The organism is Costertonia aggregata (genome assembly GCF_013402795.1).
GTDB classification, from domain to species: domain Bacteria; phylum Bacteroidota; class Bacteroidia; order Flavobacteriales; family Flavobacteriaceae; genus Costertonia; species Costertonia aggregata.
Genome location: NZ_CP058595.1, coordinates 1,577,896 through 1,593,742, shown reverse-complemented (window position 1 = coordinate 1,593,742; position 15,847 = coordinate 1,577,896). Strand labels below are relative to the sequence as shown.

The 15,847-nt window shown below is 42.4% G+C and carries 12 protein-coding genes; 8 read left to right on the top strand and 4 right to left on the bottom strand.

All coding sequences use genetic code 11. From position 1 onward, the window contains the following. The first annotated feature begins 140 nt into the window (after nucleotides 1–140). From HYG79_RS07330 to HYG79_RS07305, 6 genes are all read left to right on the top strand, one after another. Nucleotides 141–3,287, top strand: coding sequence for a VPS10 domain-containing protein (locus HYG79_RS07330; RefSeq protein WP_179241457.1), 3,147 nt, complete (start codon nucleotides 141–143; stop codon nucleotides 3,285–3,287). A 79-nt stretch (nucleotides 3,288–3,366) separates the two neighbouring features. Then, on the top strand, nucleotides 3,367–3,918 hold the full coding sequence (locus tag HYG79_RS07325) for a CopD family protein (protein WP_179241456.1): 552 nt from the start codon (nucleotides 3,367–3,369) through the stop codon (nucleotides 3,916–3,918). Between the two features lie 281 nt (nucleotides 3,919–4,199). Further along, nucleotides 4,200–5,618 (top strand): sensor histidine kinase, encoded by a 1,419-nt coding sequence (locus HYG79_RS07320; RefSeq protein WP_179243505.1) that lies wholly within the window; start codon nucleotides 4,200–4,202, stop codon nucleotides 5,616–5,618. 27 nt (nucleotides 5,619–5,645) lie between these two features. Further along, entirely contained in the window at nucleotides 5,646–6,428 is a 783-nt protein-coding gene (locus HYG79_RS07315; RefSeq protein WP_179241455.1) for an enoyl-CoA hydratase/isomerase family protein, read from the top strand. A gap of 26 nt (nucleotides 6,429–6,454) precedes the next feature. Then, nucleotides 6,455–8,002 carry a hypothetical protein gene (locus HYG79_RS07310; RefSeq protein WP_179241454.1) on the top strand — a complete coding sequence of 516 codons (1,548 nt, stop codon included), beginning with the start codon at nucleotides 6,455–6,457 and terminating at the stop codon, nucleotides 8,000–8,002. A 60-nt stretch (nucleotides 8,003–8,062) separates the two neighbouring features. Continuing rightward, the gene (locus HYG79_RS07305; RefSeq protein ID WP_179241453.1) at nucleotides 8,063–8,491 is read left to right on the top strand and encodes an META domain-containing protein; all 429 of its coding nucleotides are present in this window, start codon (nucleotides 8,063–8,065) and stop codon (nucleotides 8,489–8,491) included. A gap of 82 nt (nucleotides 8,492–8,573) precedes the next feature. On the opposite strand, the gene HYG79_RS07300 is transcribed toward HYG79_RS07305, so the two are convergent. Beyond that, the gene (locus HYG79_RS07300) at nucleotides 8,574–11,066 is read right to left on the bottom strand and encodes a TonB-dependent receptor (RefSeq protein WP_179241452.1); all 2,493 of its coding nucleotides are present in this window, start codon (nucleotides 11,064–11,066) and stop codon (nucleotides 8,574–8,576) included. A gap of 200 nt (nucleotides 11,067–11,266) precedes the next feature. Here HYG79_RS07300 and HYG79_RS07295 point away from each other — a divergent pair, with 200 nt between their 5' ends. Next, on the top strand, nucleotides 11,267–12,340 hold the full coding sequence (locus tag HYG79_RS07295; protein ID WP_179241451.1) for a PA0069 family radical SAM protein: 1,074 nt from the start codon (nucleotides 11,267–11,269) through the stop codon (nucleotides 12,338–12,340). A gap of 163 nt (nucleotides 12,341–12,503) precedes the next feature. Then, nucleotides 12,504–13,889 (top strand): glycosyltransferase family 2 protein, encoded by a 1,386-nt coding sequence (locus HYG79_RS07290; RefSeq protein ID WP_228027955.1) that lies wholly within the window; start codon nucleotides 12,504–12,506, stop codon nucleotides 13,887–13,889. A 5-nt stretch (nucleotides 13,890–13,894) separates the two neighbouring features. Here the strand turns inward: HYG79_RS07290 and HYG79_RS07285 are convergent, their stop codons facing one another. The 3 genes from HYG79_RS07285 to HYG79_RS07275 all read right to left on the bottom strand — a co-directional run bounded on the left by HYG79_RS07285 (nucleotide 13,895) and on the right by HYG79_RS07275 (nucleotide 15,782). Next, nucleotides 13,895–14,554 carry an HD domain-containing protein gene (locus tag HYG79_RS07285; RefSeq protein ID WP_179241449.1) on the bottom strand — a complete coding sequence of 220 codons (660 nt, stop codon included), beginning with the start codon at nucleotides 14,552–14,554 and terminating at the stop codon, nucleotides 13,895–13,897. Next, the gene (locus HYG79_RS07280; protein WP_179241448.1) at nucleotides 14,551–15,288 is read right to left on the bottom strand and encodes a lysophospholipid acyltransferase family protein; all 738 of its coding nucleotides are present in this window, start codon (nucleotides 15,286–15,288) and stop codon (nucleotides 14,551–14,553) included. The genes HYG79_RS07285 and HYG79_RS07280 overlap by 4 nt, the downstream gene beginning before the upstream one ends. 83 nt (nucleotides 15,289–15,371) lie before the next feature. Further along, complete coding sequence (locus HYG79_RS07275; protein WP_179243504.1) at nucleotides 15,372–15,782, bottom strand: BrxA/BrxB family bacilliredoxin; 411 nt, start codon at nucleotides 15,780–15,782, stop codon at nucleotides 15,372–15,374. Nucleotides 15,783–15,847 lie beyond the last annotated feature (65 nt).

Below are 15,847 nucleotides of genomic sequence, written 5' to 3'. Positions count from 1 at the left end.
TGCTAAATTAAATCATGGGCCAAGTTCTGAAAACCTGCAATGAGGGAAACGGTATTTTGGGTGAGGGAAATCATTCAAACGGTTTTCAGTTACCTCCTTTTTCCTTACTTTTAATCTTGACTAATTCAGAATACAAAACAATGAAAAAATTACTCGCTACCGCATGTTTAAGTATGCTGGCATTTTTACTTTCGCAACCTTTTGGATACGGCCAGGGCAGGCGAAAAAACAAGACCACTGTTACATCGCAATACCCATCCGAACTATATTCTAGCTTGGAGTACCGTTCAATAGGCCCCTATCGTGGAGGGCGTTCTGCGGCAGTAACAGGTGTGCCGGGAGAACCCAATCTTTTTTATTTTGGGGCCGCCGGAGGCGGTGTTTGGAAAACCACGGATGGTGGTCGTACTTGGGAAAATATTTCCGATGGTTACTTCGGGGGCAGTATTGGTGCCGTTGAGGTGGCTAAAAGTGACCCCAATGTCATCTATGTAGGTGGTGGCGAAAAAACATTACGTGGCAATGTGTCCAGCGGTTATGGCATCTGGAAGACCGAAGATGCCGGTAAAACATGGGCTTTCGCTGGATTAAAAAATAGTAGGCACGTTCCTAGAATACGCATACACCCCACTGACCATAATGTGATTTATGCAGCTGTTTTGGGGAATATTTACAAGCCTACCCAAGAACGTGGTATATATAAAAGTACCGATGGCGGTAAAACTTGGGACAAAAAGTTATTTGTCAACGACCAATCGGGTTTTGTTGATTTGACCTTAGACCCGAACAATCCCAGAATTTTATACGCTTCGTCGTGGCGAGCCCAAAGAACGCCATACAGCTTGAGTAGCGGTGGTGCCGGTTCCGCACTTTGGAAAAGTACGGATAGTGGAGAAACATGGTCAGAAATTTCCAAGAACGAAGGTTTCCCAAAAGATACTTTGGGAATTATAGGGGTTACCGTATCGCCAAAGAACTCGGATAGGGTTTGGGCCATTGTCGAGAACAAGGAGAAAGGCGGTTTGTACCGCTCAGATGACGGAGGGAAAAAATGGATGCGTATCAATGAAGAGCGTAAATTACGTCAACGGGCCTGGTACTACACCCGTGCATATGCCGATACAGAAGACGAGGATGTGGTATACGTACTGAACGTTCGCTACCACAAATCTACCGATGGTGGTAAAACCTTCAACACCTTTAACGCACCCCATGGAGACCATCATGATTTATGGATATCTCCCGAAAATAGCCAGCGAATGATTATCGGGGACGACGGTGGTGCACAGATCACTTATGATGGCGGCGAGACTTGGAGCACGTATTACAATCAACCTACGGCACAGTTTTATCGGGTGACCACCGACAATGCTTTTCCTTACCGAATTTACGTCGCACAACAGGATAACTCTACGATTAGAGTCAACCATCGTAGTGATGGTGCGGGAATTTCGGAAGAGGATTGGGAAGAAACCGCTGGTGGGGAAAGTGCCCATATTGCTGTTGATCCGACCGATAATGATATTGTATACGGGGGCAGTTATGGTGGATTTTTGACCCGTGTAAACCATAAAACCAATACGGTGCGTGGTATTAATGTTTGGCCAGACAATCCTATGGGCTACGGTGCCGAAGGAATGAAGTACCGGTTTCAATGGAATTTCCCCATTATTTTTAGCAAGCACGACCCAAAAAAGCTATACACATTTTCCAATCATGTGCATAGGTCAACGAACGAAGGACAAAGTTGGGAATTGTTGAGCGATGACCTAACAAGAAACGACCCCACAAAATTGGTTTCAAGCGGTGGCCCCATTACGCAGGATAATACCGGGGTTGAGTATTACTGTACCATTTTTGCCGCTAATGAGAGTCCGTTAAAAGAGGGACTGCTTTGGGTAGGGAGTGACGATGGTCTAATTCATGTGACCAAAGATGGTGGGCAAACCTGGGAGAACGTAACACCAAACGGAATGCCTGAATGGAACATGATAAACAGTATTGAGCCCTCCGCTTTTGACGAAGGCACGTGTTATGTTGCGGCAACCCGGTATAAGTTGGGCGATTTTCGACCTTATCTATATAAAACAACCGATTATGGTAAAACTTGGAAAAAAATAACGAATGGTATAAATAATGAACACTTTACTAGAGTAGTACGTGAAGACCCAAAACGTAAAGGCTTATTATACGCAGGTACAGAAACGGGGATGTATATTTCCTTTGATGACGGTGCCAATTGGAGTTCCTTTCAATTAAACCTGCCCATTGTCCCAATAACCGATTTGGCGGTCAAGGACAATAATTTGGTTGTGGCCACACAGGGTCGTAGCGTTTGGATTATTGATGATTTAACGGTTTTGCATCAACTGGAAAACAGTAATGTCGCCATGAAATTGTTCAAACCCAAAGATTCGTACAGAACAAAAGGAAGTGCCAGAAAAACACCATCCAAAACCGAAGGGCAAAACCATCCCAATGGTGTGGTGACCCACTTTTACTTGAAGAATTATAACAAAGAGAAAGATGCCGTACAATTAACTTATTTGACCATGAAGGGTGATACCTTGGCTAATTTTAGTAACCATAGCAAGGACAAGAAACGCATATTGGACAAATCCACATTAAAAAAAGGGGGCAATACCCACGTGTGGGATACCCGTGGCAAAGGGGCCGAAAAATTGGATGGTATGATTTTATGGTGGGCCAACCTCAATGGCGCCAAAGCAGTACCTGGAACATATCAAGTGGCGCTGAACGTAAATGGAAACGAACAAAAACAAGAGTTTAAAATAATCCCTGACCCTAGGGCCGAAGTATCTGTGGCCGATATGCAGAAACAATATGACTTTGTAACCGATGTAAATGCAACGGTGGACAAAGCGCATCAATCCATTAAAAAAATCAGAAACATAAATGCCAAGTTGGATGCTTTTACCGCACAGTATAAAGATAATGAACAGACAAAAGCCCTGGTAGAGAAGGCCAAAGCTATGAAAGAGAGGTTTGGTAAGGTCGAAAAAGCATTGTACCAGACCAAAAACCGGAGCAACCAAGACCCTTTGAATTTCCCGATACGGTTGACCAATAAATTGGGCCATTTGAACAGCCTGGTCGCGCTGGACGACTTTCCGCCAACGAATCAAGATGTAGCTGTAAAAAACGAACTCACGGGAAAAATCAATGCGCAATTAAAGACGTTTGATAAATTGATTTCAAAGGAAATCGAGGAATTCAATAACGAGTTCAATACGTTGAAACTAGAATATTTAAGTGTAGAAGAGTAAGTTCAAGTGACCGTTGTTGGTTGTTGGTTACTCAAATGCGTAAATTTACCCTAAACCAACAACGGTCACCTTAAACCGTATGGAAGAATATTACTATTACATAAAATCGTTGCACTTAATTTTTGTGATTACATGGTTTGCGGGTCTGTTTTACATACCGAGACTGTTCATTTATCATATTGAGGCATCAAAAAAACCATCGCCCGATAGGGAGATTCTGACCAAGCAATTACAGTTGATGGCCAAAAGATTGTGGTATATCATAACATGGCCGTCCGCAGTATTGGCAACTTTTTTTGCCATTTGGTTGCTCATTCTTAACCCCGTGTTTTTAAAAATGCCTTGGATGCATGTAAAATTAGGTTTCGTGGTTCTTTTGATACTGTATCATTTGAGAAATCATATTATTTTTAAGCAACTGCAACGGGATGAGGTAAAATACACTGCCAACTACATGCGCATCTGGAACGAGGGCTCTACCATCATTTTATTTGCGGTGGTGTTCTTGGTCATTTTAAAAAGTGCTATAAACTGGGTTTTTGGCGTTGTGGGTATACTGGTTTTAGGTGTTCTTTTAATGTTGGGCATAAAATTCTACAAAAGCATACGAAGTAAGAATCCGGAGGCTTGATGTTTTGCTTCAAGCAGAAGAATTGATTATGGGTATTTGGGCAAAGTCGTACGTATTGCCCATCACTGTTCAAAGTATCTTGAAAGCCTAGTGTCTTACTTAAAAGTGGTTCGATATTTGCTACCTTTGAAAGTAAATTGGCTTCGGGGAAACTCCTAAGTGTTCTATTGACAAAAATGCTGACTTAGGCACAAATCCCGTTTACGTTAATTCTTGTTTATCGCTTAAAGACCATAACCTTGTTTGAAAAACTATCCCTTAGGTCCCGGATTTTTGTCTACATGATTTTTTTGGTGGTCATTTCATCTATTTTGATAGCCGTGGTTTTGGTTTATCAGTACCAAGAACAAACAACGGACTATCATCAAGACCGTTTGGAGCGTAAAGAAGAGCAAATAAAGCGCAGTATAGAGTATACTTTGAAGGGCACGACATACCCAGTCACTACCGAAAACCTAGGTCTTATTTTTAGTTACAGGGATGAAATCTACAAAATAGCCGACATACAGAACGTTCCGTTCAATATTTATGACCTACAAGGCCAATTGATCAAAAGCTCCCGGCCAAGATTCGAGACCGATTCAACTACCATTTGTCTGGATGCCGAAGTATTGAACAATCTCTCCGTAAGTCCCGATAAACGCTATGTAGAGGAAAATTCGATTGCCGGTGACAATTACAGGGCATTGTATACATACCTGACAAACGAAAAATTTAAACCGATAGGTATATTAAATCTCCCCTATTTCGAGGACAACTCCTTTTTGGATATGGAGCTCAAAGAGATTTTAATGCGCTTGGGCGGAGTATATTTCTTGATGCTTTTGATTGCCATAGGCTTGGCATATTTCATATCAAGATATATTACACGTTCATTGCAAACGGTTTCCGATATGTTGAACCAAACCGATTTGACCAAACGCAACGAAAAAATATTTATCGAAGATCCAAGTGAGGAAATTGAAAAGTTGATAGATTCCTATAACGCAATGATAGATGAGCTTGAACTCAGTGCGGTTAAACTGGCGAGAAGCGAGCGTGAACAGGCCTGGCGCGAAATGGCCAAACAAGTGGCCCATGAGATAAAAAACCCTTTAACGCCTATGCGCTTGAGCGTACAAAGCTTTGAACGTAAGTTTAATCCCGATGACCCCGAAATCAATGAAAAGGTAAAGGAATATTCCCGAACACTCATTCAGCAGATCGATACCATGAGCAGTATAGCATCGGCTTTTTCCAGTTTTGCCGAAATGCCCGCCCAGCAGAATGAAACCCTAAATGTGGTCAAAATCGTAAAGTTGGCTTTGGATATCTTTAATGAAGATTATATTCATTTTATATCGGACGAAGATGAAATCATTGTCAAACTAGATCGTACCCAGCTTATTCGTGTAGTGACCAACTTGGTCAAAAATGCCATTCAAGCCCTTCCCGATGTAAAATCGCCCCGAATTTTGGTTTCGGTCTCCAAAGAAGGGAACCATGTAAAAATATCGGTCGCCGACAATGGTGTGGGAATAGCCGATGAGTTCAAGGACAAAATATTCGAGCCAAAATTCACGACCAAAACCAGTGGCATGGGCCTTGGTTTGGGCATGGTAAAAAATATAGTGGAGACGTACAAAGGTAGTATTACGTTCACGTCACAACCCCAAAAAGGAACTGTTTTTACGGTAAGGTTCCCTCAAGAATTATCATAAATCAATATAAAATATAATTCATGTAATATGTCATATAAAAACATCATAGTAGAAGAAGAACGGGCCATAGCTACGGTAACCATTAATCGCCCTAATAAATTGAACGCTTTGAACAAAGAAACCATACAAGAGCTTCACGATGCCTTTGAGGATTTGGAGAGCGACAGGCAAATCAAGGTAATAATCCTGACCGGAAGCGGTGAGAAGGCTTTTGTGGCGGGAGCGGATATATCGGAATTTGCCGATTTTTCTGAAAAAGAAGGGGGCAAATTAGCGGCCAAGGGCCAAGAATTATTGTTCAATTTTGTAGAAAACTTGTCCACTCCGGTTATCGCTGCCGTAAATGGCTTTGCCTTGGGTGGTGGACTGGAGTTGGCAATGGCCTGCCACTTTAGGATAGCTGGGGATAATGCAAAAATGGGGCTACCAGAGGTTACCCTGGGCGTAATTCCCGGTTATGGGGGTACACAACGTTTGCCGCAGTTGGTAGGCAAGGGGCGTGCTATGGAAATGATCATGACGGGCGCTATGATAGATGCCGACACGGCACTTCGTTACGGTCTGGTAAATCATGTGGTGGCCCAAGAGGAATTGTTGCCCACTTGCGAGAAAATCGCAGGTAGAATATCGAAAAATTCCTCTGTTGCCATAAAACATGCAATAAAAGCGATAAATGCTGGTTTTAGTTCTACCGATAATGGTTACGAAGCGGAAATAGCAGCATTTGGACGCTGTTTTGGAACGGCCGATTTTAAGGAAGGTACTACTGCATTCCTGGAAAAAAGAAAAGCCGATTTCCCCGGGGAATAGCCTTTTACAGATTAAAAACCGTTAACATGAAAAACAAACTGGTCATCTTTTTCCTATTGGTTTCAGGAAGCTTGCTCAATGCTCAAAAAATGCCTGTTGCATATACATTCGGAGAAAAGTATAACGATAGGCACAAATATTCCAACTTGGTCGCTATTGCCGATGATGGCGACGGTGGTTCTGTTATGGTACGTGCTTATTATCAAGGGCTTGTTTTGAAGCCAAAAGGATATTTGATCGAGCATTACAATAAAAATCTGGAGCTGGTCAACGAATATAACTACAAGCTCAAAGGACTTGAATTTATAGATGGTTACGTTAAGAACGGTCAATTATATCTCTTGTTCCTCAATTACAACTACACTAAAGGGGCATATGAGTATACGGCACACAGAACCTCTTTGGCCAGTTTTGGTTTTACCAAGGAAACCTTGTTGAGTATTGCCTCTGACCCTGTGGATAATGCACTGGACAAAAACTATTATAACCGCAATTTTTCTTCTGGGTTTACTACTTCGGTTCTGTTCGATGACGTAAAATCCGCCTTTGCGATTACCACACATTTCAAAAAGAAAAAAACCAACCAACACTACATCTATGTCTTTAATGCCCAATTGGATAAATTGATGGAACATGATTTCTCCGCCGCGGTAGAGGAAAAAAATTACGCTTTTGAAAATATGGCCGTTAGCCCATCTTTGAACAAGGTGTATTTAACGGGGAAAGCCTACTTTAAGAAAAAAAGGTTCTCGGTTCAGGAACGAAAATTTCAATATGAACTGGTACAATTATCAGGTACGGGAATAAAAACACAATCGTTTACCGACCCAGGTAAATATCCCGAGGCACTGACCCCTTTGGTATACGGTGACAAACTGTTCTGTGTTGGTTTTTATTCGGATAGGAAGGATAATCGCTATAATGGCATTACGTATTTTAACGTTAGTCCAAACAACTTGGCCATCAATTCAAAAAAGTATAATCCGTTTTCCAAGCAGTTTATGGATGATAAGTTTGGTCGTGGTGGCGGTGACGATATCAACAACCTTGTTTTTAAGAATGTAGCCATAACGCCCAACAACGATATTCTCTTTAATGCAGAGGAATATTTTGTGACCTCCAGCGTGCAATCCAATTCAAGCGGTGGCAGGTTGCGTGTAGAGCGTTTTCATCATAACGATATCGTAAGCGTTAAGCTAGACGTTGCCGGTAATTTGGTCTGGGCAAGGAACATCAATAAATCCGAAGTTACCCAAAACGACGGGGCCTATGCGTCATATAGCTCTTTTGTAAAAGGGAGCGACACCTATTTTTTCATAAGCACGGCAAGTGAAAACCCCCAACTTTTAGGAGGTGAGCGACTTATTTTTAAACAGGGCCTGAGCCGAAATAGAAATGTTTTCTTGATTCGATTAAACGGCGAAGGGAAAATGGATTTTGAAAAAATAATCGACGATAAAGAAGCCCGTTTGCCCCTAATGGTATCCCAACCATTGAAGGATAATAGAGACGAGGAAATGCTCTTTTATGCCAAACGAGGCAGTAAAAAGCAATTGGTAAAGGTTTCTTTTTAAACACCGAACGCAACACTTCACTTTTTTCCCATCTTATAAATGTATAATCACTTATCTATAATGGGAAAATATATTGGTCTGCCCCTTTTTTTCGTGATTCTGATGGGTTGCGATACCGGTACTGTCCCAGATTTTTTTAACCAATCGAGAATTCTGGGAGAATGGCATGTTGTCGAAATCAATGGAACTGGTGCTCCAGAAAACCAAATAATCAGAATCACTTTTGATAAAAATGGAGGGTTTGGCGGAAGCACGCCGACAAACAGCTATGGTGGCAATTATTCCGTAGAGGATGGAAGCCTCTCTGTTTCAGGAGTGTTTTCTACACTTGCGGTAGAAGGCCCTTATGGAGCGTCTTTTTTTGGATTTATACTAAACATCGAAGGGACTTCTCAAGTCTCCCCCAAGTTAAAAATCGATTTTGAATCAAATGGAAAACTATATTTAGCGCATCCCGATTCTAAAATCATGGTACTAGAAAGACCGTAATGCAATCATTATTGTGGATGTTCATCTATATTACGGTTAATTTTTTCAATACAATCCACACTGGTACACGGAGTATACGGCGCTAGTCTACGATATGTGTTTTGGCCAAGTTCAAGGGGGTGCCTCCCGAAGTGATCCCTTGGATAGTTATGCTGTACCTACCGGGTTCTTTAGTGATGCCATCGAGCGAAATTTCAGCTTTCCCGCCCTTCCCAAATGTCAAAGCGGGTTGCCAAAGCACGGTTGCGGAACCGTCACCTTTGAAACTGCCGGTACTTGCGCTTTGCGGTTTTGCGGGGGCCGTTGACCGGAACCCCGGGTGCACGAACGTAACGTTGGAGCCTTTGGAGGGAACGCTGGATGTACCGGTGCCGTCGTTGCCCGATTTGGTATAAATGGCTATTACCCCGTTCGCCGCCCTGGAACCGTATATCGCCGCCCTAGGGCCTTTGAGGATATCTATAAAGTCTACGGCGGATGTTAATATTTCACCTAAAATACTTCCACTTACCGGTGTACCGTCCAATAGAATTAAAGCCGACCCATAGCCTTCCGGGCTTGCATTGCTACCTTCATTAAGACTGGAAGGACCCCTTAAATAAACATGGAAACCTCTAACCGAAAGACCTGGCACTCTGTTCTGTAGAACCTGTAACATGTCCATAAAACCCAATTCGGGGTAGTCTTTAAGATCCAGGGTCTGGGAGGCCTGTTTGTATAATATCCTTTTTTTGGAATAGTCCCTTTTTTCTTCCCGTACCCGTTTCGACGCTACATCAACGCCCTCCAGTGCGATCACGTCCCCATCCACTTCATACAGGGAGTCGTTTACAAGGTTGAACCTTTTGGTTCTCCCATGGTAGGCGACACCCTTTTTTTCATATGGCTCTTTCAGATACGACACGTCCGGTGGTGAAAAACCGTGCATTTCAATGTGATAGTCCGAATCGCCCTTGGATGTTTCGTTCTCCGAAGAAATGTTCAGGGCCTGTAGCATAACAGAGGTAGTATCGGGGAAATCCAGGTTTCTGAACACGAACCTGCCTTTGGCATCGGAAACGGTCTCGTCGAAGCCCATGGTTTCCCCGCTCTTGTAGGATAGCGATACTTTTGCTACGGCCGGTATCTTCCTATTGTAGGCGCTTTTAATCGTACCGCTCAACCGTATTCCCGTTTCATAGTCGAATTCCGGGTCGGTTAGGTCCGTTGTTCCGTTCAGGGCATGGTAATCTTTCCACGCTTCGGTCAACATCAGGATATCCATATCTTTCTTACGGTCGGGTGTACTGGGGTCCAAATAATGTCCGGGATTTTCAAGGGGGCCGATAACTTCCGAAGTCAATAGAAGGTATGTTTCGATTCCCGGTGCCTCCCAGGGCACGTTTTGCCCTTGCCCTTTTATTATCGAGACCGATGCGTGCACATTCCTTTCCCTTGGGGCGTTATGCGAAGGGGAAACCAAATTGACCAGTACCTTTTTTCCGGTACCGTCTTCGGTAACATCCAACTGTAAGCTTTCTGTTTCTTGCTTCTCGCGAAAGACCATCCTCTCACAAACGATTTCGTTACGCGTGTTCCTGAGCTCGAATTTGACAATGCCCGTTTCCAATACCCGCTTCGGGATTTCTATCACCGCATTGGCGGTAGTGCCCATGATTTTTGAACTGAAAACCTCACCGTTCCTTTGTTTTCCGACAAAAGAGTATTGGTTTATGCCCTTTTGTAGCGATGATTCTATATTTGCCCGATAATGCTCCCGCACTTCGACAATTCGCATGGCCACTCCCTTATCGATAGTGGCGGGGAGGTCAAAGTAGACCGTGTTGCCGTCATGATCTATTTTTGCGGAATAGCTTTTCCCGCTCTTGGGCAAAAAATAAAATTGTCCCCTGCCAAATTTTGAGGTGGAGAACTCGGTGACTTTATTGCCTTTGCCATCTATTATTTGACCTTTGACATCAACACCCTTTCCATTTTTTCCAAAGACCTTGAAGCCTATTTTGTTGTTGAAGCCCGAGACCAGCTGCCCGCCTTCGGGACAGAACCTCGCTTCCAGTTCCGATGCTTTGGGGGTATCCATGTTCATGTAGGATGATATTTTGGTGGTGGAGAACTTTGCACGGACATAAACAGCTTTCTCGAAAAAAGATGAACGGCCGAAGTTTCGCATGTGGTTCGTGTAGGCCCTTAATATATAGCGGCCTTCGGGTACATCAAATGGTAAGGGTATTGTACCGTGGCCCGTACCGTCTGTAATCCTGACTATTTTGGTATCGGTTATTTTATTGAGCGGGTCTATAATGTCTATATAGGCTACCCCGCTATTGGTACCAAGCGTATTGGTGCCCGAATTGACCAAGTACACCTTGAAACGAATATTTTCTTCTGCGACATAGTTGGATTTGTCGCAGTGCACATATATCTTTTCCGGTGAAATATATTCCACGCTCGTATAGTTGGGATTCCCATATCCGCAATCGTTGGTCGTTCTTCCCATTGAATACGGGGAACCACAAAAAAAGAACAAGAACAGCGTATGGACGTAAAGGTTTTTGGTGTATATAGAAAAATTCATGTTGAACTTATTTGCTTTTTAAAGTTAGCGATTTTAAATGTGAAGTGCCTTATAGTACAGCGCATCAAATATTTAAAAAACACCTATGAACGAGAGATTAAGAAATAGTTATTTTCCTACCAATCGGTTTCTTTGTTAATTAACTATTTTGAAATAATATAAATGGATTATTTCCATAAATTTGGAATAAATCCAATAAAATGAAATTAAACAAAGCGATAAAAGGTAGAGGGGCTCAACAGAACACACCTAATGCTTTTTTAAAACATATCTACGAAACACGGGATGATTTCTTGGAGTTTTGCCGTATCGAAGGCGAAGAAGCAGATAACAACAAAACACAGTATATTTCAGTTTTTCCCAAGACCATTGTAAATAAAGTGACCAGTCCCGATGTTGGAATGATGTTTTCAATGAATACCTATCAAGGTTGCGAACATGGATGCATTTACTGCTATGCTAGAAATACGCACGAGTATTGGGGCTATAGTGCAGGGCTTGATTTTGAACGTAGGATTTTGGTCAAAAAGGATGCACCGCGGTTGTTGGAAGCTCAGCTAAAAAGTAAAAACTGGAAAGCCTGCACCATTGTTTTATCCGGAAATACGGATTGTTACCAACCCGCGGAAAAAAAGTTCATGATTACCCGTGCCTGTTTGGAAGTTTTTTTAAAATATCGGCATCCTGTAGGGGTCATAACCAAAAATGCATTGATACTACGCGACTTGGACATTTTAAAACAATTGGCCCAGCACCAATTGGTCGCCGTAAACATATCGGTTACCTCACTTTCCGAGGCAACCAGAAGAATTTTGGAGCCAAGGACCACGACCATTAAAAAGCGTTTGGAGACCATTCGGGTTTTATCGGAAAACAATATTCCGGTCAATGCCATGTTGGCCCCTATCATACCGGGAATCAATAGCCATGAGATAATGAACTTGGCCAAAGCGGTCTCGGAACATGGTGCCACTTCCTTTGCCTTTACGGTAGTGCGTTTGAACGGTGCCATTGGAGCGATATTCACAGATTGGATACGAAAGACATTACCGGATAAAGCGGACAAGGTTTTGCATCAAATTCAAGAATGTCATGGAGGGACTTTGAACGATAGCAGATTTGGGGTCAGAAATAGGGGCGAAGGCAAAATTGCTACTCAAATACATGATTTGGTCAAATTGGCGAGACATACTTATTTTAGGGGCAAAACCTTTCCAAAATTGCGAACCGATCTACATGACATTTATAAAAACGGACAAATGAAATTGTTCTAGATCCTCCCTCGTGAGGCAAATCGGAGTTAATTATTTCTTAGGGTTTCTTAAAATTCATTTAAATAAAATTCAAACGGATAATGTTTGCGTATACATGTTTGCTTTAACGAAAAAACATACAATAGTAGAGTATCAAGAGAACAAGAAAATGCAAAGAACTTTTATGAATTCAATTCGAAATTTCAAAAACCAAATAACAACATTCTTTAATACGGCCAACGCTTGGGGCGTTTTTGTTATGGGGATTACGTTCGTACTCATGATTGGCGCATCCTACCTATTTTACATATTACATAGTGATTTTGAACGATTTCATGCAGAAAGGGCCGGTTCAACTTTAGGTTTGGCCTTTATGATCGTAGCGATAAGCCTATTTATATTCAAAGTAGGATTTTTTATCTATACCCTCTATCAATATATCAAGTACAGACCCATAAAATCGGTCACCGATGAAGAACTGCCTACCTGTACGGTAATCGTACCGGCCTATAATGAAGGAAAGCAGGTATGGAGTACATTAATGAGCTTGGCCGAAAGTGATTTTCCCATGAAAAAGTTACAATTGTTGGCGATAGACGATGGGAGTAAAGACGACACCTGGTATTGGATGCAAGAAGCCAAAAAAGCGCTTGGGAAAAAACTGGCGATATACCAACAGCCCAAAAACATGGGGAAACGCCATGCGCTATATCGCGGTTTCAATGAAGGAAAGGGAGAAATCTTCGTTACCGTAGACAGTGACTCCATCGTAAAGTCGGATACGTTGCGTAATTTGGTAAGCCCTTTCATCACAAATAAAAAATGTGGCGCGGTAGCCGGCAACATTCGTGTATTGAACAATGAGGAGGCCTTACTTCCCAAAATGTTGGACATCAGTTTTGTGCTGAGCTTTGAGTTTGTGCGTTCTGCGGAAAGCAACCTAAACTCGGTTCTTTGTACTCCCGGAGCTTTGGCGGCCTATCGCAGTTCTGCGGTCTTTGCTTGTCTTCCCGATTGGATAAACCAGACCTTTATGGGCCAACCTTCCGATATTGGTGAAGATAGGGCCATGACCAATATGATCCTAAAACAGGGATATCATGTATTGTTCCAGAGAAATGCATATGCCTATACCAACGTACCCGAAAAATATAAGGGCCTTTACAAAATGTTCATCAGGTGGGGCAGAAGCAATGTTCGTGAGAACATTCAAATGTCTAAGTATGTTTTCAATAATTTTAGGGAAGGCTCCAAGATGGGTACAAGACTCCTATTTGTTAGCCAATTCTCAAAAATAATTATGAGCTATCCCTTTTTACTGTTTATGTTGTTCTTTGTTTTGACGCATCCGTTATTGTTTTTAAGTTCAACACTTCTTAGCATATTGATATTGACAACGTTCCCGGTGCTGTTCTATGCGAAAAGGTATAACAACCTAACGGAGTCCTTTTGGGCGTATTCCTATAGTATTTTATATACTTTTGGACTGTTTTGGATAACACCGTATGCGATTGCTACAGCAAGTAGAAGAGGATGGTTGACCCGAGAATTGCCTAAAAAGAGTACCTAATGGTTTTATAGATTGCCGTTCCATTCCCCGTAAAACTGCTCTAGATAATCCAGCATAAATTGATGTCTTTGTTCAGCAATTTTTTTTCCGGTAGCTGTGTTCATTTTGTCTTTTAAAAGAAGCAGCTTCTCGTAAAAATGATTGATAGTGGGCGAATTGGATTTTTTGTAGGTTTCCTTGCTCATTTTGAGGTTTGGCGGTATTTCGGGATGGTACAATGCCCTATTTTTAAATCCGCCATAGTTGAAGGCCCTTGCAATACCAATGGCCCCCATGGCATCTAAACGGTCGGCATCTTGGACTACTTCTAGTTCTTTGGAACGAAACTTTTTTGCTTTGGTATCCAGCGAATTTTTAAATGAAATACTTTCGATGATTTTTACAACATGGTCAATGGTTGAATGATGTACATTTAGATCGTTCAAGAACTCTTTGGCCATTTTAGGTCCTACGGTTTCATCACCATCATAAAATTTGGCATCGGCGATATCGTGCAGTAAAGCTCCAAGACTCACGACCAGTATATCTACTTTTTCATCTTTGGCTATGAGTAAGGTATTTTTGAAAACACGTTGAATATGAAACCAATCGTGACCGCCTTCGGCTCCTGATAAGGTTTCCTTTACAAATGCAATGGTCTGCTCTACGATTTCGGAATCCGTCATGCGAAAGAATGTATGCCTGAGTTGATGGTTTTTTCTGTTTTTGCCACAAGAATATCCAAATCTCCTGTATTTTCAATAGGCTCGTGCACATCAAAGGTAATGTGCGAACCTACACCGTTCGGGAATTTTCCATACCGCAGCATCTTCCATGAATTATTTATACTGATAGGTACAATTAAGGCAGATGGTGCCTGTTTCATCAAAAGTTTCAATCCCGTTGGCTGAAATTTTTTGGGATGGCCGGTTCGGCTACGCGTACCCTCGGGAAAAATAACGGCACTGCGGCTGTGTTTTTCGATATACCTGCCAAGCTTGGCAATTTCGGTCAAGGCCTGTTTACTATCCTTTCTGTCAATCAAAACGGAGCCACCATGTCTTAAGTTGTATGAAACACTGGGTATACCCTTGCCCAACTCTATCTTGCTCACGAATTTAGGATGGTGCCTGCGCATATGCCAGATTATTGGCGGAATATCGTACATGCTCTGATGGTTGAGCACGATAATAAGGGGCCTGTTCGTTGGGATTTCATGGGGATTGTTAAAGGAATACCATGTGCCCAAAAAATGCGTGGACCGCATTAGACACCAATTGAGCAGGGCCACACTTTTACCGTGTGCCGAATACCCGAAAACCCTATGGCAAAACCATTGAACCGGATGAAAAATAAGCAGACACAGTCCAAAAGCGATGTAAAAAAAAGGAGTAAGTATATAGGCCAATACCTTCTGCATGGTATAAAAATAAAAAGACCTGTGAGGTTTTCAAAACCAACAGGTCTTTGATCAAACAGTATTCTTAGCTCAAAAGGGTTTCACTAACAGAATTCCTCGTAAGCACCCATAAGGTTCTCAGCGATTAACTCAGCGGGTCTGCCCTCAATGTGATGGCGTTCTATCATATGTACCAACTCCCCATCCTTGAACAAGGCCATACTGGGGGACGAAGGAGGGAACGGCACCATTAAACCTCTGGCGGCATTGACCGCTTCGGTATCTACACCTGCAAAAACGGTTACGGCATGATCCGGTTTTTTTGCGTGCTGCAAACTCATTTTGGCGGCAGGCCGTGCATTGGCAGCGGCACAACCGCAGACCGAATTTACCACCACCAAGGTAGTCCCTTTTTGATTGATCGCCTTTTCAACGGCTTCTGCTGTATATAATTCTTCAAACCCGGCATTGGCCAAGTCATCTCTCATCGGTTTTACTAATTCTGCGGGATACATTTGTTTTCTTTTTACATTAGGCCTGTAAAGGTAAGAAATTTGTCTTAGGTAGTACAAACGCCTTA